We start from the raw sequence: 19,589 nt of genomic DNA on the forward strand, positions 1-19,589 counted from the left end.
CGGTCAGGCGGCGGTCTTGGCCCCGGGAAGGTCGAAGACCACGCGGCAGCCGTGCCCGGCGCTGGGCTCTTCGATATGGATTTCGCCGCCGAGGGACTTGACCACCTTGCGCGCGATGGCAAGCCCCATGCCCGCGTGCCCGGTTTCGTCCTTGGGGCGCAGGGTATGCAACGGCTCAAAGACCTTCTGGCGATACTGCGCCTCGATCCCGGGGCCGTTATCCGCGACACGGATCTGCACACGCTCGCCGTCACGCACCGCCGTCACCCCGATGTCCGGGCTCGGGTCGGAGTTGTGATCCACCCCGTTCGACAGAAGTGCCGCGAAAAGCCGCGACAGATCATTTTTCGGCCCGTGTACCCGGAAGGCATGCTGCGGGACGGACAGGCGGGCGCTGCCGGGCGTCAGAGAGGCCCATGCGGCATCCAGAAGGTCGTTCAGCGCGTGGTCGGCGCAGGGATCCGCAAGCCGCCCGACGCGGCTGAGCGTCGTCAGCGATTCAAGCATCCGGTCCATGCCGCCCGCGTAGGACTTCAGCATGTCCATGTGTTCGCCGACGCCGTCGGGCAGGGCGATCTTCGCGGCGGTGAGGTCTTCGGCGATCCAGTCCGGAATGACCCGCATGGCGCGGGAAAAACTTTTCAGGTCGTGGGTGATGCAATAGAGGAACTCCTCGTATTCGCGCTCCCTCTCTGAAATGACCGTCATGGACCGTTCCTGCGTTTCGTGGCGTGCATTAACCGCTTATCCCTACCACGACGCGCCCGATCCGGCAATTTTCAGCCGTCCCGGATTGAATTCAAAGTTGAAAGAAATGCCCGGTATTGAGGAGTGGCCCGCCGCTGGGAAAGGGAATACCGTTGGTCGGGGAAATGGAACAGGGGTGCCCGATGAATAAGGCCTCGATACGGGATAGCGCGGCGGCTGCCGAGGCGGCCTATAACAAATCCACCTTCGCGCATGAGCGCCGGGGCGTTTTCGATGTGCTGGTGCTGGACGACAGCCGCTTTGACCAAAGCCGCATCATCCGCGCCTGCGAGAAGACCGGCCTGCCTGTCTCCACGACCACGGCACAGGACATGGACACCTTTGCAAAGGCGCTGGACAGCGCCGCCTACGACCTTGTGCTGATCGACTACAAACTACCCGACGGCAACGGGCTGCACGCGCAGCGGATGGTGCAGAACCACCCGATGAACTTCGGTGCGGCGGTGGTCATGGTCTCGTCCGAGATGCGGACGGACGTGGCGGTGGCCTCGATGAAGAAGGGGTCTCTGGACTGTCTGGACAAGGATGCCCTGACCGCCGAGAAGCTGCGCGAGCTGATGATCGCCTCGGCCAAGATCTTCGCCGAGGCCTCGCGCCACTGGATCGGAGAGCTGCTGGCCCAGCAGCGGGTTCAGATTGCGCAGGATGTGGCGCGGGTGATCCGCGACGAAATGGAATTCGGACGTTTCGTGGATACGATAGACAAGCGGATCATCGATATGCTGGCCTCCAGGGGATTTTCGGAACCGGAGAACTGGAATGTCTCCTATCTGTTCGATTCCGACGAGCCGCTGAAATTCAAATAGGCGACGTTCCATGGTATTGGAATGAAAGAGGGGCCGCAGATCTGCGGCCCCTTTTCTGTTTGGCGAGCGGGGAGGGGGCGTCATGCCAGAGGCATGCTTTCAGCATGACCCCCGTGGCTCACGCCGCCCCCCGAGGTATTGTCAGGACCAAAGAGGGGGCGGGGTGCGCCCGTCCTCAGCCCAGGTCGCCGGGCAGCAGGGCGTCCGGGAAGTTCTGGTAGCAGACCGGTCGCAGGAAGCGGCGGATGGCCATGGTGCCCACCGAGGTCGCGCCGAAGTTCGTCGAGGCCGGGTAGGGGCCGCCGTGAACCATCGCGTCCGCCACCTCGACGCCGGTCGGGAAGCCGTTCACGAGGATGCGGCCCGCCTTGCGTTCCAGCACCGGCATCAGGCGTTGGGCAAGGCCCAGATCGCCGTCGTCCATGTGCAGGGTCGCGGTCAGCTGACCTTCGAAGCCCTTGGCCAGCGTCGCCATCTCGTCGGGCCCGTTCACGCGCACCACCAGACCCAGCGGGCCGAAGACCTCTTCGCCAAGGGCGTGGTCCTGCAGGTAATTCTCGGCGTCCGTCTCGAAGAGGTTCGGCGCGGCGTTGCGGCCCTCGCTGTCGGTGGTCAGCACCGGCTTGACCGCGTTGCGCCCGTCAAAGCGGCCCTTGCCGTCCTTGTAGGCCTGCGCGATGCCGTCGGTCAGCATGCATTGCGCGGGCGCGTCCTTCAGCGCCTCGGCGGCGGCGGCGACAAAGGCGTCGCCCTCGGCACCCTTCTGCACCACGGCGATGCCGGGGTTGGTGCAGAACTGGCCCGCGCCCATGGTCAGCGAACCGGCCCAGCCCTTGCCGATCTCGGCGCCGCGCGCGCGGGTCGCCTCGGGCAGCAGGAACATCGGGTTGACGGAACCCAGCTCGCCGAAGAAGGGGATCGGCTCGTCGCGCTGCGCGCAGAGGTCGAAGAGCGCGCGTCCGCCGCCCAGAGAGCCGGTGAAGCCCACGGCCTTGATCAGCGGGTGCTGGACCAGCGCCGCGCCGACGTCGCGCTTGCCGCCCTGGATCAGGCTGAAGACGCCCTTGGGCAGGCCACAGGTCTCGATGGCGGCGTGGATGGCCTCGGCCACGATCTCGCCGGTGCCGGGGTGGGCCGAGTGGCCCTTGACCACGACCGGGCAGCCCGCGGCAAGCGCCGAAGCGGTGTCGCCGCCCGCGGTCGAGAAGGCCAGCGGGAAGTTCGAGGCGCCGAAGACCGCGACCGGGCCGATGGGGCGCTGCACCATCTTCAGGTCGGGGCGCGGCAGCGGCTGACGGTCGGGCAGGGCCTTGTCGTGGCGGCGATCCAGATAGGCGCCATCAAGGATATGCGTCGCAAAGAGGCGCAGCTGGCCCACGGTGCGGCCGCGTTCCCCCTGAAGGCGGCCCTCGGGCAGGCCGGTTTCCTGCGTGCCGATCTCGGTGATCGCCTCGGCGCGGGCCTCGATCTCGTCGGCGATGGCGTTCAGGAACTTGGCGCGCTCTTCGCGGGTGGTGTAGCCGTAGGTCCAGAAGGCCTCTTCGGCGGCCTTGCAGGCCTGATCGACCAGCGCGGGCGTGCCGACCGAATAGTCATGCGCCGGGCCGTGGGCCGGTTCCGAGGTGAAGGTGGTCTCGCCGGCGACCCATGCGCCCGCGATCAGGTGTTTGCCATGTGGTTGAAAGGTCATGTCTTCCTCACTTTCCCCATTTGAGGGCAATCAGATCCATATCCCTTGCCATGGACAGCAAGCGGTCCTTCGTGCGCTGGGACATGGGCTTCAGCGGATGGCGTACGTGATCGGAGCCGATGACACCACCCTCCATCATCACCGTCTTGGTGGCGCGCAGCCCGCATTGACGGTTCTCGTGGTTGATCAGCGGCAGGCAGTATTGCCACTGTTTCAGGGCGCCGTCGGTGTCGCCCGCCCGATACTGACGCACGATCTTGCCGATATGTTCCGGCTGCAGGCCCGAGGTCATGGTGCCGGTGCAGCCCGCGTCGAGATCCGCCAGAAGGGTCACGGCCTCTTCGCCGTCGAAGGGGCCGATGATGTCGTCGCCGCCTGCCTCGATCAGCGCGGCTAGCTTGTCGGCGGCATAGGGCATTTCCAGCTTGAAGTAGCGCACGCGTTCCAGTTCGCGGGCCATGCGCGCAAGCATCGGCACCGGAAGCTGCACCCCGGAAAGCGGCGCGTCCTGCACCATGATCGGGATCGAGATGGCGTCCGAGACCGCCTTGAAGTGCTCGTAGATGCCGGCCTCGCCGGGCGCGAAGGCGCCCGCGCCGTGGTAGGGCGGCATCATCATGACCATGGCGGCGCCCATGGCCTGCGCCGCCTTGGCGCGTTCCACCGCGATGTCGGTGTAGAAATGCGAGATCGTGACGATCACCGGCACCCGGCCCGCCACCTGTTCAAGGCTGAGGCGCATGACGGTGTCGCGCTCGGCGTCCGACAGCAGGAACTGTTCCGAGTAGTTGGCGAGGATGCAGATCGCGTCGACGCCCTGGTCGATCATGCAGTCCATCACGCGGCGGCAGCCCTCTTCGTCGAGGCGGCCATCGGCGTGGAACGGGGTCGGGGCCACCGGAAGAATGCCGGTCAGCGGGGTTTTCAACAGGTCCATGGTCTCTCCTTACCAGTCGAAGGGGGCGACGGCACGCCGTTCCCCCAGCATGAAAGCGTCGGCCACGTGGGTCAGCGGGCTGAGATCCATGTCGATCCCGCCGCGGGTCACGAGCCGCGCGAAATTGTCGTAAAGGCGGGGGTATTCGCCTTGCAGGGTGTCATCCTCGTCGTCGGCGCCGCGTTCCTTGCCGTCGATCAGCAGCCGCGCGCCACCGTCTTGCAGCAGCAGCGTGCCCTCGGGGGTTTCGACCTCGATTTCCCAGGTCTGCTTGCCGGTCTGCAACCAGTCGAACTCGGCGGTGACATTGCCCGACAGGGTCAGATGCGCCGCGATGGGGGTCTGGCGGTTCCCGGGGACGTCGAGCGTCGCGCGGGTCAGATGCACCGGCGCGGGCAGGATGCGCGTCAGGATCGACAGCGCGTTGATGCCCGGGTCGAAGACGCCCATGCCGCCCGGCTCAAAAACCCAGTCCTGCCCGGGGTGCCAGTGCCGCACGTCCTCGCGCCACGTGATATGGGCGCGGGTGACGCGCTTGTCCGACAGCCAATTGCGCGCGGGGCGCACCATGGCGGCCTCGCGGCTATGCCAGGTCGCGTACAGCGACACGCGGTTCTCGCGCGCCAAGGCTTCCAGCGCGTGGCATTCCGAGAGGCTGGCGCCCGGGGGCTTTTCCAGCATCACATGGCGGCCCGCCCGGATCGCGGCCTGCGCATAGGCAAAGCGCGGCACCGGCGGCAGGCACAGGGACACGACGCGGATGTCCGGGCGCTTTTCCAGCATCCGGGCCATGTCGGTGAAGGCTTCGACCCCCGGCAGGGTGCCCGCGCGCGAGACCGTGGCCCCCACCTCCCAGTCGGGAGAGGCGGCGATGGCAGGGACGTGCTGGTCCACCGCGATCTTGCCGATGCCGACGAGTGCGAGTTTCATCAGTGGCTGTCCTTGCCCACGGCATTGCCCCGGCAGCCCTTGAGAAAGCTGAGGTCGGCCCCGGTGTCGGCGCCTTCCACATGGGCGTTGTGCAGCCATGCGTAGCCGCTGGCGGGCTGTTCGTGCGTGGGCTGCCATGCCTCCAGACGGGCGGCCAGTTCGGCCTCGGTGATGTCCAGATGCAGGCGGCGGTTGGGCACGTCCACCTCGATCATGTCGCCGTTCTGGACGACCGCCAGAGGGCCACCGGCGGCGGCCTCGGGCGAGGTGTGCAGGATCACCGTGCCATAGGCGGTGCCCGACATGCGCGCATCCGAGATGCGGACCATGTCGGTGATGCCCTTCTTCAGCACCTTGGGCGGCAGACCCATGTTGCCGACCTCGGCCATGCCGGGGTAGCCCTTGGGACCGCAGTTCTTCAGCACCATGACGCAGGTCTCGTCGATATCCAGCGCCTCGTCGTTGATCTTGGCCTTGTAGTCGTCGATGTCCTCGAAGACGACGGCGCGGCCCCGGTGCGTCAGCAGGTGCTTCGACGCGGCAGAGGGCTTCAGCACCGCGCCCTTGGGCGCGAGGTTGCCGCGCAGCACGGCGATGCCGCCCTGTTGCGTCAGGCCCTTGCCAACGGGTCGGATGACGTCCTCGTTGTGGTTCTGCACGTCCTTGACCTCGTCCCAGATCGTGGCGCCCGAGACCGTCAGCGCGTCCTTGTGCAGCTTGCCGCCCTCGCCGAGGCGCTTCAGCACCACGGGCAGGCCGCCCGCGTAGAAGAATTCCTCCATCAGGTACTCGCCCGAGGGCATCAGGTTCACGATGGTCTCGATATCGCGCCCGCAGCGGTCGAAATCGTCGAGCGTGAAGTCGACGCCGGTGCGGCCCGCCATGGCGAGCAGGTGGACAACCGCATTGGTCGAGCCGCCGATGGCGCCGTTGGTGCGGACGGCGTTCTCGAAGGCCTGCTTGGTCATGATGTCCGAGGGCTTCAGGTCGTCCTTCACCATCTGCACGATGCGCCGCCCCGACAGCTGCGCCATGACGCGGCGGCGGCTGTCCACCGCCGGGATGGCCGCGTTGCCCGACAGCGCCATGCCAAGCGCTTCGGCCATGGACGCCATGGTCGAGGCCGTGCCCATGGTGTTGCAGGTGCCGGTCGAGCGGGACATCGAGGCCTCGGCTTCGAGGAATTCCTCCTGCGTCATCTCTCCGGCCTTCACCATCTCGGAGAACTTCCAGAGATGGGTGCCGGACCCCACGCGCTCGCCCTTGTAGTAGCCGTTCAGCATCGGCCCGCCGGTGACGACGATGGACGGCAGGTCGACCGAGGCCGCGCCCATGATCAGCGAGGGGGTGGTCTTGTCGCAGCCCACCATCAGCACGCAGCCGTCGATGGGCTGGCCGCGGATGGTTTCTTCGACCGCCAGCGCCGCGAGGTTGCGGAACATCATCGCCGAGGGGCGGAAGGTGTTTTCCGAAGCGCTGAAGACCGGCACCTCGACCGGGAAGCCGCCCGCCTCCCAGACGCCCGCCTTCACCTTCTCGACCAGTTCCTTGACGTGGTGGCCGTTGCAGGGGGTCAGCTCGGCCCAGGTGTTGAGGATGCCGATGATCGGGCGCCCGTCGAAAAGGTCGTGCGGGTGGCCCCGGTTCTTCAGCCAGCCCCGGTGGTAGATCGTGTCGCGGCTGTTGCCGCCGTACCATTCCTGAGAGCGCAGCTTGCGGGGCCATTCGGCGGGTTTGAAGGTCATGTCGGTTCCTTGGGGATTGCCGGACGAAGGCCCGGCCTACGGATGGTCGGAATGGTTTCGGGAAGGGGCAGGCCCGGGTTCAGACCGGCATCCCGGCCCGCGTCACCCCTGTTTCGATTTGTTGTAGACGTCGAAGATCACGGCGGCGAGCAGCACGAGGCCCTTGATGACCTGCTGGTAGTCGATGCCGATGCCCATGATCGACATGCCGTTGTTCAGCACGCCCATCAGGAAGGCGCCGACGACCGCGCCGACGATCTTGCCGACGCCGCCGGACATCGAGGCGCCGCCGATGAAGACCGCCGCGATCACGTCCAGCTCCAGCGCGAAGCCAGCCTTGGGCGTGGCGGTGTTCAGGCGCGCGGCGAAGACGAGGCCGGCGGCGGCGGCGAGGATGCCCATGTTGGTGAAGGCAAGGAAGGTCAGCCGCTTGGTCTTGATCCCCGACAGCTGCGCCGCCTTCACGTTGCCGCCAAGCGCGTAGATGCGGCGGCCCAGCGTCGTGCGCTCGGTGATGAAGGCGTACAGCACCGTCAGCACGCCCATGGTCAGCAGCACGTTGGGCAGGCCCCGGAAGGTCGACAGCTTGAAGCAGATGAAGATCAGCGCAACCGCGATGATGCCGGTGCGCAGCACGAAGAAAGAGGTCGGCTCGTCCTCGATCCCGTAGGCCTTGTTGCGCGCGCGCTTGGCCAGGCCCATCCAGATCACCACGGCGGCGGCCACGACCCCGGTGGCCAGAGCCAGCACGTTCAGGCGGCGGGCGCCGAAGAGCGCCCCAAGGCTTTCGCCGGTCTCGCGGCCCACGATGTCGGGGACGAAGCCATTGGCGATCACCTGAAACTCGCGCGGGAAGGGGCCGACCGACTGCCCTTCGAGCAGCCAGAGCGACGCGCCCCGGAACACCAGCATCCCCGCCAGCGTCACGATGAAGGACGGGATGCCCCAATAGGCCACCCAGTAGCCCTGCGCGGCGCCGATCACGCCGCCGACCACGAGGCAGACCAGCATGGTGGGCACCGTGCCCACGCCCCAGTTGACGATCATCACGGCGGCGAAGGCGCCCACGAAGCCCATGACCGAGCCGACCGAGAGGTCGATGTGCCCGGCCACGATGACGATCAGCATCCCCAGCGCCATGATGACGATATAGCTGTTCTGCAACAGCAGGTTGGTGATGTTCACGGGCTTCAGCAGGGTGCCGTCCGTGACCACCTGAAAGAAGACCATGATGGCGATCAGCGCGAACAGCAGGCCGTATTCCCGCAGGTTCGCTACGAGGTATTCGCCCACGCCCTTGCGGCGGACTTCGGGGGTCGTATCGACGGTTTGCTCTGTCATGGCTTGGTCCTATTCCGTCACGATCAGGGACATGATGGCCTCTTGGCTGGCCTCTGCGGCGGTCAGTTCGCCGACAAGCGCGCCCTCGTTCATCACGTAGATGCGGTCACACATGCCCAGAAGCTCGGGCATCTCGGAAGAGATCATCACCACGCCCTTCCCTTGGGCGGAGAGGTCGTTGATGATCCCGTAGATCTCGAATTTCGCGCCGACGTCGATGCCGCGCGTTGGCTCGTCGAGGATCAGCACCTCGGGTTCGGCAAAGAGCCACTTGGACAGCACGACCTTCTGCTGGTTGCCGCCCGACAGGTTCACCACCCGCTGAAAGACGCCGGGCGTGCGGATGTTCAGCGCCTTCCGGTAGTCCTCGGCCACCGCGGTCTCGCGGTTCTCGTTGAGGATCGCGTTGCTGGACACGGCGGGCAGGTTGGCCAGCGTGATGTTCTTGCGGATGGTCTCGTCCAGCACGAGGCCAAGGCTCTTGCGGTCCTCGGTCACATAGGCAAGGCCCGCCGCGATGGCGCGCGGCACGTCCGAGACATTGGCGGGCTGGCCGCCGATGGTCACGTCGCCCGAGATGTTCTGCCCCCACGAGCGCCCGAAGATGCTCATCGCCAGTTCGGTACGCCCCGCGCCCATCAGGCCCGCGATGCCCACGACCTCGCCCGCGCGGACGGTGAAATCGACGTCGCGGATGACGTGCCGGTCGGCGTGTTCGGGGTGGTAGACGTTCCAGCCCGCGACCTGCATCAGAACGTCACCGGCGCGGCGTTCACGGTCCGGGTAGCGGTGCGCCATGTCCCGGCCCACCATGTCGCGGACGATCTCGTCCTCGGTGATCGGCGCGGCCCGGGCGTCCTTGGTGCTGACGGTGGTGCCGTCGCGGATCACGGTCACGGTGTCGGCCACGCGGCGCACCTCGTTCAGCTTGTGGCTGATGATGATCTGCGTGACGCCCTGCTGTTTCAACTCCAGCATGAGGTCCAGAAGCGCCTGACTGTCGGATTCCGACAGGGCGGCGGTGGGCTCGTCGAGGATCAGCAGGCGCACGTCCTTCGACAGGGCCTTGGCGATCTCGACCAGCTGCTGCTTGCCCACGCCCAGCTTGTCGACCTTGGTGGTCGGCGCCTCGCGGCCAAGGCCCACCTTGCGCAACAGCGCCTCGGTGCGGCTGAGCGTTTCCTGCCAGCGGATCACCCCGCCACGGCCCGCGATCTCGTTGCCCAGAAAGAGGTTCTCGGCAATCGACAGCTGCGGCACCAGAGCAAGCTCCTGGTGGATGATGATGATGCCCCGGGCCTCGCTGTCGGCGATATTGCGGAAGGCGGCCAGCGCGCCGTCGTAGTGGATCTCGCCCTCGTAGCTGCCCGCCGGGTAGACCCCCGAGAGCACCTTCATCAGCGTCGACTTTCCGGCGCCGTTCTCGCCCACCAGCGCGTGGATCTCGCCCTCGCGCACCGACAGGTTCACCGTGTCCAGCGCCTTGACGCCCGGGAACTCCTTGGTGATCGCGCGCATTTCCAGAAGTACCGCATCTCCGACAAACCCCTGTCCTTTTTGGGAAAAGCCGCCCGGACACCGGCCCGGACGGCGCTTGGCCAAAGGGCCGGTTACTGGATCTGGTCTAGCCGTGTAGTAGCCCGAGCCGATCAGCATTTCCTCGTAGTTGGAGGCATCCACCGGATGCGGCACCAGCAGGTAGGAGGGCACGACCTTGACGCCGTTGTCATAGGTCTCGGTGTCGTTGATCTCGGGTTCGCCGCCTTCCAGCAGCGCCTCGACCATGCCCACGGTGACCTTGGCCAGTTCGCGGGTGTCCTTGAAGACGGTCGAATACTGCTCGCCCGCGAGGATCGACTTGACCGAGGGCACCTCGGCGTCCTGACCCGAGACAATCGGCATGGCCATGTCGCCCGAGCCGTAGCCCACGCCCTTGAGCGAGGACAGGATGCCGATGGACAGGCCGTCGTAGGGCGACAGCACGCCATGCACGCGGGCGTCGGTGTAATGCGCGGACAGAAGGTTATCCATGCGCGCCTGCGCCACCGCGCCGTCCCAGCGCAGGGTGCCGACCGTGTCCATGCCCATCTGGCCGGACAGGATCTGGACCTTGCCCGCGTCGATCATCGGTTGCAGCACCGACATCGCGCCATCGTAGAAGAAATAGGCGTTGTTGTCGTCGGGCGAACCGCCGAACAGCTCGACGTTCCACGGCGAGACATCGGGGAAGCGCTGTTCCAGACCCTCGACCAGCGAGGTGGCCTGAAGCACGCCGACCTCGAAGTTGTCGAAGGTGGCGTAGTAGCTGACGTGTTCGCTGTCGCGGATCAGGCGGTCGTAGGCGATGACCGGGATCTCGGCGTAATAGGCGTTCTCCAGCGCGTTCGACAGGGTGGTGCCGTCGATGGCGGCAATCACCAGCGCGTCGACGCCATTGGTGATCATGTTCTCGATCTGCGCCAGCTGGTTGGGGATGTCATCCTCGGCATATTGCAGGATGGTTTCGTAACCGGCGTCCTGGAACTGCTTGACCATGGACTCGCCGTCGGAAATCCAGCGGGCCGAGGATTTGGTCGGCATGGCGATGCCGATAAGCCCGTCCGCCATGGCGCCGGTCGCAAGCGTGAGGGCCGCGACGGACGCGGCCAGAAGGGTCTTGAGCTTCATGTCTTCCTCCACTGGTGGGGGCGTCCGTTGTCCTCCACGACGCGTCCCGAATGTGGGCCCGGTGCGGCCCTGCCCGAACAGGTAGCACGGGGCTGACATGCCTCTCAAATCGGATTAGGCATAAGGTGCATACCGATTTCGTCATGTCTGGAAATGTCATGTCCCTGCTGCGCCGCCTGAAGCCCCAGCACCTGCACCTGATGAACCTGATCGCCGAGCGGCGGCAGTTGCAGGTCGCCGCCGAGGCCATGGGCCTGTCGCAGCCCGCTGCCTCGCGCGCGCTGGCGGAAATGGAGCGGGAGCTGGGCGGCGCGCTGTTCTACCGCCACCCGCGCGGGATGGAGGCAACGGAACTGGGCGCCGCCTGCCTGCGCCATGCCCGCGCGATCCTGTCGGGCTTCGAAAGCCTCGAAACCGAGGTCACCGAGCTTCAGCGCGGCACCGCCGGAGAGGTCCGCGTTGGCACCGTCACCGGCCCGGCGGTGGGCTGCGTGGTGCCCGCCGTGCAGGCGGTGAAGGCCGAGACCCCGGGCATCCGGGTGACGGTGGACGTGGGGCCCTCGGCGCAGCTGGTGCGGGGGTTGCAGGAGGGGACGATGGACTTCATCGTCGCGCGCCTGCCGCCGGGGGTCGAGGGGGCCGACTTCGAGCTATACCCGGCACGCAACGAGGTGGCGGAGCTGATGGTCCGCCGGTCGCACCCGCTGGCGGGGCAGGGGGCGGTGGCGCTGGCCGACACGCTGCCCTTCGAATGGGTCATCCAGGAACGGGGCTCGCCGATCCGGGTGGCGGTCGAGGGCGCCTTCCGGGGGCAGGGCCTGCCGGTGCCGCCCCGGGTCACGAACAGCTCTTCGCTGCTGGTGGCGCTGGCGATGCTGGCGGGGGACACCAGCGTGATCACCTCGCTGTCGGCGGAGGCGGCAAGCCTTCTGGCGGCGGGGCCGCTGGCGGCGGATCTGGTGACCCTGCCGCTGGTCGAGCCGATCCTCGTCACGCCCTATTTCGTGATCAGCCACCGCTACCGCCAGCACAGCCGCGCCGCCGGGCGGCTGATGCAGGAGACGCTGGCGCGCCTGTGACGCGCCGGGCCGTGGCCGACGACCGTGCCCCCTTGCCGGGCCTTCTGCACGCGGGAACGGCGGAAGCGGCTTGCGAATGCCACCTTCTTGCCGCGCAGATCGGTCGCGGACAGGACGGGCGGTGCTCCGCGCCTTGAGGCCCCCGGAAGAACCGCCCGGTCCTCGGGCAGACCGTCGCGGCGCGGGTTTTCGAGCCGCCGGTCAGCGGGGCATCCTCTGGGTGTGGGCGGGCGGGACGCGCGCTGGATGGCCCCGCCGGGGCGCTTCAGAGGGCGGGCACACCCTTGGTGCGGCGCAACCGCTTTTGCGCGGCGATGCGGAAGGGCGCGTTCGGGGCGCCGTATCCGCCGTATCCCGCGCGCCGCTCGACGATCTCGAAGAAGAACCCGCCCGCGAAGGTCGGCGTGTAGCACTGGAAGAAGGCGCCGCTGGCATCCTCGTCGTAAAGGACATTGGCGGCCTGCATCTTCTCCAGCAACCCCTCGGGAAAGTCGAAGCGCGCGGCGAGATCGTCGAAGTAGTTCTGCGGGATCGGCAGGGGGCTGAAGCCCCTCGCGCGCAGCAGGTCGAGCGTTGCGAAGATATCGTCGGTGGCCAGCGCGATATGCTGCACCGGCGCGCCGAAGCTTTCCTCGAGAAAGGCGCCGGCGAGGGTACGGTAGGTGTCCGCGCCGTTCAGCGTGACCCGCAGCGCCCCGTCCGGTGCCTCGACCACCTGGCTGCGCACCAGCCCGTCCGGGTCGATCACATCGACCATGGGGCTTTTGCGCATGTCCAGCAGGGTGGTGTAGAACAGCGTCCAGCTGAGCATCTCGTCATAGGTCATCGTCTGGGCGATGTGATCGACGCGTTGCAGCCCGGCGCCCGGGACGGCGCCCCCCGCTCCGGTGAACTCCTGTTCCCAGACGCCGCCAAGCGTGGCGCTGGAATCCATGAAGTGCAGGACCGAACCGGACAGGCCGCGAACCGCCGGGATCGGCACCTCGCCGGGTCCGATCGGCTGGCTGAAGGGCTGGGAGCCAAGGCGGGCCGCCCGCTCGGCCACCTCGGCGGCACTGTCGACCAGAAGGCCAAGGTCGCAGACCGAGGTGCCGCGCAGGTTGAAGGCCCGCGCCGCGTGGCCCTCTTCCTCGGCATTGACGACGATGCGGATCTCGCCCTGTTGCCAGAGGGTCACCGCCTTGTTGCGGTGCTGGCCGACGACCTCGAAGCCAAGGCCGGACAGCAGGGCGCGCAGCTCTTCCGCCTCCTCCCCGCGCGAGGCGAACTCGATGAAGGACACCCCCCGGGGCGCGACCCGCGCGGGCATCGGCGCAAGGTCGACCTTGGCCTCGGGTTCGGCCCGGCGCACGTCGTCCATCAGCGCCACGATCGAGCGATAGCCGTCGCGGGCCAGCGTCTTCGTCGGGCCGCCGCGGAACTGGTCGTTGAAGATCTCCAGGCTGATCGGCCCGGTGTAGCCCGCCGCCATGACCGCCCGCATGAAGCCCTGCACGTCCAGATCGCCCTCGCCGGGCATGTTGCGGAAGTGCCGCGACCAGTACAGCAGGTCCATGTCGATCTTCGGCGCGTCGGCAAGCTGGACGAAGAAGATGCGGTCGCCGGGAATGCGGCGGATGGTATCGGGGTCGATGCCGCGCGACAGGGTGTGGAAGCTGTCCACGATCAGCCCCACGGCAGGGTGGTCGGCGCGGCGCACCACCTCCCAGGCGTCGCGGTGGTCGTTGATGTGGCGGCCCCGTGCCAGCGCCTCGAAGCCCACGCGCAGCCCGCGTCTGGCGGCGCGCTCTCCCAGTTCGGCGAAGTCGTCGGCGGCGCGGTCGATGCCGCCCAGGCTTTGGGGATGGCAGGAAGAGCAGACCAGCACGAGGTCGGTGCCCAGTTCCTGCATCAGGTCGAACTTGCGCTCGGCCCGGTCGAAGGCCTTGGCGCGCAGCCCGCCGGGCAGCCCCTCGAAATCGCGGAACGGCTGGAACAGCGGGATCTCCAGCCCGTGGTCGCGGATCATCCGCCCGACCTCGCGCGGGCCGGCCTCATCGGCGATGAAATCCTGTTCGAAGATCTCGATGCCGTCGAATCCCGCCGCGGCGATGGCCTCGAGCTTCTCGCGCAGGTTGCCAGAGATCGAAACGGTGGCGATGGCGGTTTTCATGGGTGTCGTCCTGAAAGGCGGAATGTGGGGCCAGCATAGGCGGGTGGCGCCGCAAAGGCCAACCGCTGCGGGGGCGCCAAAGTCTTCGACGAAGACTTTGGCCGCGGGCGGGGTCTTCGTCGAAGACCCCGTGGGCTCAGCGCGCCATGTCGCGGGCGATGGCCTCGGCGAGGCTTTTCAGCGCGGCGGCCTGCGCGGTGGCGATGGCGCCGGGGCCGGGGCCGGTCAGCGGGATCTGCAGATCGAAGTTCCGCGCCTTGTCAGAGAGCGGCGCGGGCCGTTCGATCGGATCCTTGTCGGGATCGTCCGGCACGATCGGGTCGGGCGTCTCGGAGCCCAGGAAATACTGGCCCGACATGCGGAAGCTGCGCTGTCGCGTGGCGATGAAGGTCTCGACCCGGATATCCAGAACGCCGATGGCGGGCTGCGGCAGCGGCCGGGGATCGGGTGCCACCTTGGCCGAGGTCATGGTGTTCAGGTGCCGGGTGATCGCCAGCGTTGTGGCGCGCTCGGGCTCGTCCGCCCAGAGCCCCTTGTTCATCATCTGCACCGACCCGTCCTCGGCCTGAAAGGCGATGGCCTCGTCCGCCGCGTAGCTGGGCAGCGAGACGGTGCGCACCACCATCGTCGGCACCCGGGCGCGTACGCGCAGGTCGGAGGCCGGGGTCTCGACGAGGTACTGTGGCCCGGAGGTTCCGCAGGCGGCCAGTGTAAGGGCGACCATCCCGGCTCGCCAGAGTTTTCATACGCATGTCACCGTCCCAGGAGCAGAGAGTTGGGGTTGCGTTGCAGGGTCCGGGCGAGGGTGCGCATGGCATCCGCCGCCTGGCTGATATCCCGCAGCGTCGACAGCGCCCCGGTGATCAGCCGCGAGCCGTCTCCGTAGGCGTCGATCACCGTTTCGGCCCGTCCGACGAGGCCGCTCACACGGGCGGTGATCTTGGGCAGTTCCAGCGCCGCGCTTTCGACGGCGTCGGCGGCGTCTGCCGCCGAGGTCAGCGCCTGGTTGAGCTTTTCGCTGGCGCCGCCCTCGCGCAGGTCGCGCACGATCAGCGTGGCCTCGCCCAGGGTTCCGCGCGCTTCGGCGACGGTGGTCTGCAACTCGTTCAGCGTCTTCCTGAGGTCGGGCGAAAGCGTGCGCAGCTCGGCCAGCGTGGCGTTGACCTCTGCCGGGATCTGCCGCGTGTCGTCCGAGGCGACCAGGGTATTGGCGTTTTCCACCAGCCCCTGGATCGCCGCCATGAGTTCCTCGACCGGCAGGTTGTTGATGCGCTCGAAGACGCCCTCGGCGGTGGCGTTCAGGTCGGACATCTCGGCGGTGATGGTCGGCAGGCGCGGCAGCGAGTCGCCGTCAGAGGCCAGCACCGCGGGCTCTGCGTCGGGCACCTCGACAAGGTTCACCACGAGGTCGCTGGACAGGATGCTCGCGGTCGACAGCTGCGCCCGCAGGCCCTGCGCGACCATGTCGCTGAGGAAATCCATGCTTTCGGCGGCATTCGTGTCGCTGTCCAGTCCCAGCCGCCCGGGCCGCAACGACAGGGTCGCCTGCATGTAGACCACGCGGCGGTTGCCCTCGGTTTCGGCCACCATGCCGACCGAGCTGACCTCGCCCACCGGCGCGCCGCGGAACCGCACCAGCGCGCCCTCGCTCAGCCCCGCCACCGAGCCGTCGAAGGTGGCCAGCACCCGCAGCCGTGCCGAGCCCGGATCCTCCAGCAGGCTGACGCGCGCCTCTTCGGCATCGGCGTAAAGCGTGTAGCTCTGGCCCGCGCGCGCCATCTCTCCGCCCGCCACCAGCGTGTCGAAGGCGATGCCGCCCTGCAGCAGCGAGGCGACCGAGGTGAAGTCGAGCGACACGCCGCCCGCGCCGACGGAGACCGAGATGCCCGAGATATCCCAGAAGCGCGAATTGCGGGTCAGGATCTGGTTGTAGGGCGCCTCGACGAAGCCGCGGATCACCACGCCGTCGCCGCGCCGGGTCAGTTCGGGGGCCTCGACAGCGCCGACCTTGATCCCCTTGTAGAGGATCGGGGCGCCGGCAACGATCGAGTTGCCCTCCTTGGCCCGCAGCACGATGGCCGTACCGGGCCGGGTCCCGTCGGCCAGCGGCTCGCGCTCCAGCCCCTCGAATTCCGTCAGGGCTTCGCCGGCCTCGGAATCCCAGCGGCCTTCGATGTAGACGCCCGACAGCACGGTGTTCAGCCCGCTGATGCCCTGCGTCGTGACTTCGGGCCGGACGACCCAGAATTTCGCGTCCGCATCGAGGTAGGGCGCCACGTTCCGGGCCACCCGGACGCCGACCACGACCCGCGAGAGATCGCTGGAAAAGGCCACGTCCTCGACCATGCCCACGGTGACGTCGCGGTACTTGAGCTCGGTTTTCGCCGCGACCACGCCGGAGGCGCTTTCAAAGGCGATCTCGACCAGCACCCCGCGTGCGGCATAGCTTTGGTAGGCGATGCCCAGCGACACGGCCAGCGCGAGCACCGGCACCAGCCAGACGAAGGACAGCCCCGAAAGCCGGCGCCTGCGGACGGGTGTGACATGGGGCTCTGCTGGGGTGGGTGCGCTCAAGGGTGCTCTTCTTTCTCGTCTTCGTCCCAGATCAGCCGGGGGTCCAGGGCCCGGGCCGACAGCATCGTGAAGGCAACCGAAAGGGCAAAGCTGACCGCGGCGATACCGGGGTTAATGATAGCGACGGACCCAAGCTGGACAAGGGCCGACAGGATGGCCACGACGAAGACGTCGATCATCGACCAGCGGCCGATGAACTCGACCACCTCGTAAAGGCGGTGCCGCTGGTGCTTGTTCAGCAGGGTCGAGGGCGTCAGGTCCAGCGCCAGGTAGCCGATGGCGATGAACTTGCCAACGGGGATCAGGACCGAGGCGATGAAGACGATGGCCGCCACCGCGTAAGAGCCGTGTTGCACAAGCTCGATGGCGCCGCCGACGATGGTGCTTTCCGATTGGTCCAGCAGGGTGGAGGTGCGCAGCATCGGGTAGATGTTGGCGGGGATGTAGACCACGACGCCCGCCACCAGCCAGGCCCAGACCGCCTGCATGGACTTGCGCCCGGCGGGGTTCAGCGGCGCGCCGCAGCGCGTGCAGGCCTCTTCCGAGGGGCGGTGGACCCGGCCACAGCGCGTGCAGGCGACAAGGCCCGCCTGCCGCGCCGTGATCAGCTCGGCTGTTCCAGCGTTTTCCATATCGTGTACCGGCACATGGCGTTGTCCTGAAGGACGGTGACAAGGACGAGGATGGCAAAGGCCCAGAAGGCCGGGCCAAGGCTGACGGTGGCGAGGCCCGCGACCTTCACCAATGCGACGGCGACCCCGATGATGAAGATTTCGGCCATCGACCAGGGCCGCAGGCGCTCGGACAGGCGGAAGGCCCGCGTGGCCCCGGCGAAGGGCGGGCGCCCGGCCACCAGCGGTCCGATGGTGTAGATGATCGCGAACAGTCGCGCGGTGGGGATCAGCACGATCAGCAGCGCCACCGCGAAGGACAGGGGCACCATCAGCCCGGTCGAGAAGGCCAGAACCGCATCCAGCACCGAGGCGCGGTTGTGCAGGCCCGCGGCATCCAGTTCGATGAAGGGAAAGAAGACCGCGCCGACCATCAGGATGACCGAGGTGATGGCCAGCGCCAGCACGCGGGCAAAGGCGCCCTCGCGCGGGGCGGCCAGCACATGGCCGCAGCGGCGGCAGCGGGCGACATGGCCCACCGGCACCTGTGGCTCTGCGTGCAGCGTGTCGCAGACCGGGCAGGCCAGCATCGGCCCCTCGGCAAGCGGCGCCTGCGGGTGGTCACTCATCGCTCTTTCCCCCTTGGATCGCGGCGCGCGGGCAGGCTGCCGCGTATCCCTGTGGCGGGAATCATAGGGAGCAGAGGGCCATTGTCCACAGCCCGCGGGGGCGTGGAGGCAATCACCCTTGCGTGTGCGACTCCGCAGACGCAGCAAGAGACGCAGCAAGGCAGACCCGATCGCGCGGGCGGGTGCCGCCTGAGGAGGCGGCAAGCCGGACCGGGCCACGATCCGGGCCCGGCGCCGCCGCGGGAAAGGTCGTCCCGCCCCCTTCTCTGGTCCTCCAAATACCGCGGGGGGCGAGCGCAGCGAGCGGGGGCAGAGCCCCCTCCGTCAGAGCGCGGCGCGGAACAGGCCCTCGAGATTCTCCGCCGTCAGCGCCACCGGGTTGCCGCCGCAGGACGGGTCCTTCAGCGCGCCCGCCACCAGCGCCGGGATGGCGTCTTCGGTCACGCCCATGTCCGACAGGCGGCGCGGGATGCCCAGCGTGTCGTTCAGCCCCTGCACGAAGGTCTGGAAGCCCGCGAAGCCGCCCGAGATGCCAAGATAGCCCGCCGCCATGTCGAAGCGGTCCTTGATGGCCTCGGCGTTCATGGCCAGCACGGCGGGCATGCAGACCGCGTTGGTGGTGCCGTGGTGGGTGTTGAAATGCGCGCCGATGGGGTGGCTCATGGCGTGGATCGCGCCCAGGCCCTTCTGGAAGGCGGTGGCACCCATCATCGCCGCCGACATCATCTGCGCGCGCGCCTCGATATCGGTGCCGTCGGCGTAGGCGCGGGGCAGGTAGTCCTTGACCAGCCGCATCCCCTCCAGCGCGATGCCCTGGCTCATGGGGTGGTAATGCGGGCTGCTGAACGCCTCGACGCAATGCGCGAAGGCGTCGAGCCCGGTGCCGGCGGTGATCGGCTTCGGCATGCCCACGGTCAGCTCGGGGTCGCAGATCACCACGGCGGGCAGCACCTTGGGGTGGAAGATGATCTTCTTCTCATGCGTCTCGGAATTGGTGATGACGCTGGCGCGCCCCACCTCGGAGCCGGTCCCGGCGGTGGTCGGCACCGCCACGATGGGCGCAATCACAGAGGCATCGGCGCGGGTCCACCAGTCGCCGATATCCTCGAAGTCCCAGACCGGGCGCGTCTGGCCCGCCATGAAGGCGACCATCTTGCCCAGATCCAGCCCCGAGCCGCCGCCGAAGGCGATCACCCCGTCGTGGCCGCCGTCCCGATAGGCGGCGACACCGGCGGCAAGGTTGATCTCGTTCGGGTTCGGATCGACGTCGGCGAAAAGCGCGCGGCCCAGCCCGGCGGCTTCGAGGATGTCCAGCGTCGCATCGGTGATCGGCAGATCGGCCAGCCCCTTGTCGGTGACCAGCAGGGGGCGCGTCATGCCAGCCTGCGCGCAGGCGGCGGGCAGTTCCGCGATGCGGCCTGCGCCGAACTTGATGGCGGTGGGGTAGGACCAGTTTCCGGTGAGGCTCATGTCGGGGCTCTTTGTCTGTGTTGGGCGCCGGACCCGTCGCGGGGGCGGCCTGTCTGGTGGAGGGTGTGACCCGCCCGGCGAAGGGGCGGGGGCTTGTCGGTCTGGCTGCCCGGCCCTGAAGGGGAGGGGCCGGGTGCCGTCTTGCGCGCGTGGCGGGCCCCCGGTCGGGGAACAGGCCCTTGGCGCTGGT

General features: G+C 67.9%; 15 protein-coding genes and 1 pseudogene. 2 read left to right on the forward strand and 14 right to left on the reverse strand.

Annotation, left to right across the window (positions count from 1 at the left end):
* Positions 1-3: 3 nt before the first annotated feature.
* Positions 4-708 (reverse strand): sensor histidine kinase, encoded by a 705-nt coding sequence (locus ABFB10_RS14565; RefSeq protein ID WP_347167051.1) that lies wholly within the window; start codon positions 706-708, stop codon positions 4-6.
* 182 nt (positions 709-890) lie between these two features.
* Here ABFB10_RS14565 and ABFB10_RS14570 point away from each other — a divergent pair, with 182 nt between their 5' ends.
* On the forward strand, positions 891-1,574 hold the full coding sequence (locus ABFB10_RS14570; RefSeq protein WP_347167052.1) for a response regulator: 684 nt from the start codon (positions 891-893) through the stop codon (positions 1,572-1,574).
* 175 nt (positions 1,575-1,749) lie between these two features.
* On the opposite strand, the gene ABFB10_RS14575 is transcribed toward ABFB10_RS14570, so the two are convergent.
* The 7 genes and pseudogenes from ABFB10_RS14575 to chvE all read right to left on the reverse strand — a co-directional run.
* Positions 1,750-3,264 carry an aldehyde dehydrogenase (NADP(+)) gene (locus ABFB10_RS14575; protein WP_347167053.1) on the reverse strand — a complete coding sequence of 505 codons (1,515 nt, stop codon included), beginning with the start codon at positions 3,262-3,264 and terminating at the stop codon, positions 1,750-1,752.
* Between the two features lie 7 nt (positions 3,265-3,271).
* Positions 3,272-4,192, reverse strand: coding sequence for a dihydrodipicolinate synthase family protein (locus ABFB10_RS14580; RefSeq protein WP_347168022.1), 921 nt, complete (start codon positions 4,190-4,192; stop codon positions 3,272-3,274).
* 18 nt (positions 4,193-4,210) lie between these two features.
* Positions 4,211-5,131 carry a Gfo/Idh/MocA family protein gene (locus ABFB10_RS14585; protein WP_347167054.1) on the reverse strand — a complete coding sequence of 307 codons (921 nt, stop codon included), beginning with the start codon at positions 5,129-5,131 and terminating at the stop codon, positions 4,211-4,213.
* Positions 5,131-6,876 carry an L-arabinonate dehydratase gene (gene araD / locus ABFB10_RS14590; RefSeq protein ID WP_347167055.1) on the reverse strand — a complete coding sequence of 582 codons (1,746 nt, stop codon included), beginning with the start codon at positions 6,874-6,876 and terminating at the stop codon, positions 5,131-5,133. Before araD ends, ABFB10_RS14585 begins: the two co-directional genes overlap by 1 nt.
* Positions 6,877-6,978: 102 nt before the next feature.
* Positions 6,979-8,217: a multiple monosaccharide ABC transporter permease gene (gene mmsB, locus ABFB10_RS14595; RefSeq protein ID WP_347167056.1), complete on the reverse strand. Its 1,239-nt coding sequence runs from the start codon at positions 8,215-8,217 to the stop codon at positions 6,979-6,981.
* A 9-nt stretch (positions 8,218-8,226) separates the two neighbouring features.
* Positions 8,227-9,735 (reverse strand): multiple monosaccharide ABC transporter ATP-binding protein, encoded by a 1,509-nt coding sequence (gene mmsA, locus ABFB10_RS14600; protein WP_347168023.1) that lies wholly within the window; start codon positions 9,733-9,735, stop codon positions 8,227-8,229.
* Positions 9,736-9,846: 111 nt separating this feature from the next.
* Positions 9,847-10,884, reverse strand: a pseudogene (gene chvE, locus ABFB10_RS14605) (multiple monosaccharide ABC transporter substrate-binding protein); the annotation flags it as partial.
* 158 nt (positions 10,885-11,042) lie between these two features.
* Between chvE and ABFB10_RS14610 the strand changes: the two are divergent.
* Complete coding sequence (locus ABFB10_RS14610) at positions 11,043-11,963, forward strand: LysR family transcriptional regulator (RefSeq protein WP_347167057.1); 921 nt, start codon at positions 11,043-11,045, stop codon at positions 11,961-11,963.
* Positions 11,964-12,228: 265 nt separating this feature from the next.
* Here the strand turns inward: ABFB10_RS14610 and ABFB10_RS14615 are convergent, their stop codons facing one another.
* The 6 genes from ABFB10_RS14615 to ABFB10_RS14640 form a co-directional block, all read right to left on the reverse strand.
* Positions 12,229-14,115: a bifunctional sugar phosphate isomerase/epimerase/4-hydroxyphenylpyruvate dioxygenase family protein gene (locus ABFB10_RS14615; protein WP_347167058.1), complete on the reverse strand. Its 1,887-nt coding sequence runs from the start codon at positions 14,113-14,115 to the stop codon at positions 12,229-12,231.
* Positions 14,116-14,251: 136 nt separating this feature from the next.
* On the reverse strand, positions 14,252-14,839 hold the full coding sequence (locus ABFB10_RS14620; protein ID WP_347167059.1) for a PqiC family protein: 588 nt from the start codon (positions 14,837-14,839) through the stop codon (positions 14,252-14,254).
* 29 nt (positions 14,840-14,868) lie between these two features.
* Positions 14,869-16,689, reverse strand: a complete 1,821-nt coding sequence (locus ABFB10_RS14625; RefSeq protein WP_347167060.1) for a PqiB family protein — start codon at positions 16,687-16,689, stop codon at positions 14,869-14,871.
* Positions 16,686-17,321 (reverse strand): paraquat-inducible protein A, encoded by a 636-nt coding sequence (locus ABFB10_RS14630; RefSeq protein ID WP_347168024.1) that lies wholly within the window; start codon positions 17,319-17,321, stop codon positions 16,686-16,688. The genes ABFB10_RS14625 and ABFB10_RS14630 overlap by 4 nt, the downstream gene beginning before the upstream one ends.
* Positions 17,294-17,929, reverse strand: coding sequence for a paraquat-inducible protein A (locus ABFB10_RS14635; protein WP_347167061.1), 636 nt, complete (start codon positions 17,927-17,929; stop codon positions 17,294-17,296). The genes ABFB10_RS14630 and ABFB10_RS14635 overlap by 28 nt, the downstream gene beginning before the upstream one ends.
* 324 nt (positions 17,930-18,253) lie before the next feature.
* Positions 18,254-19,399 (reverse strand): iron-containing alcohol dehydrogenase, encoded by a 1,146-nt coding sequence (locus ABFB10_RS14640; protein WP_347167062.1) that lies wholly within the window; start codon positions 19,397-19,399, stop codon positions 18,254-18,256.
* Between the last annotated feature and the right edge of the window lie 190 nt (positions 19,400-19,589).

The sequence above is a fragment of the Ponticoccus litoralis genome (assembly GCF_039769985.1).
In the GTDB taxonomy this organism is placed as follows: Bacteria; Pseudomonadota; Alphaproteobacteria; order Rhodobacterales; family Rhodobacteraceae; genus Ponticoccus; species Ponticoccus litoralis.

Excerpts from the sequence above, each read along its gene's own strand:
- mmsB (WP_347167056.1), bottom strand. The coding sequence starts at position 8,217 with ATGACAGAGCAAACCGTCGATACGACCCCCGAAGTCCGCCGCAAGGGC.
- ABFB10_RS14565 (WP_347167051.1), bottom strand. The coding sequence starts at position 708 with ATGACGGTCATTTCAGAGAGGGAGCGCGAATACGAGGAGTTCCTCTAT.
- ABFB10_RS14575 (WP_347167053.1), bottom strand. The coding sequence starts at position 3,264 with ATGACCTTTCAACCACATGGCAAACACCTGATCGCGGGCGCATGGGTC.
- ABFB10_RS14610 (WP_347167057.1), top strand. The coding sequence starts at position 11,043 with ATGTCCCTGCTGCGCCGCCTGAAGCCCCAGCACCTGCACCTGATGAAC.
- araD (WP_347167055.1), bottom strand. The coding sequence starts at position 6,876 with ATGACCTTCAAACCCGCCGAATGGCCCCGCAAGCTGCGCTCTCAGGAA.
- mmsA (WP_347168023.1), bottom strand. The coding sequence starts at position 9,735 with ATGCGCGCGATCACCAAGGAGTTCCCGGGCGTCAAGGCGCTGGACACG.
- ABFB10_RS14570 (WP_347167052.1), top strand. The coding sequence starts at position 891 with ATGAATAAGGCCTCGATACGGGATAGCGCGGCGGCTGCCGAGGCGGCC.
- ABFB10_RS14585 (WP_347167054.1), bottom strand. The coding sequence starts at position 5,131 with ATGAAACTCGCACTCGTCGGCATCGGCAAGATCGCGGTGGACCAGCAC.
- ABFB10_RS14640 (WP_347167062.1), bottom strand. The coding sequence starts at position 19,399 with ATGAGCCTCACCGGAAACTGGTCCTACCCCACCGCCATCAAGTTCGGC.
- ABFB10_RS14615 (WP_347167058.1), bottom strand. The coding sequence starts at position 14,115 with ATGAAAACCGCCATCGCCACCGTTTCGATCTCTGGCAACCTGCGCGAG.
- ABFB10_RS14630 (WP_347168024.1), bottom strand. The coding sequence starts at position 17,321 with ATGGAAAACGCTGGAACAGCCGAGCTGATCACGGCGCGGCAGGCGGGC.
- ABFB10_RS14635 (WP_347167061.1), bottom strand. The coding sequence starts at position 17,929 with ATGAGTGACCACCCGCAGGCGCCGCTTGCCGAGGGGCCGATGCTGGCC.
- ABFB10_RS14620 (WP_347167059.1), bottom strand. The coding sequence starts at position 14,839 with ATGGTCGCCCTTACACTGGCCGCCTGCGGAACCTCCGGGCCACAGTAC.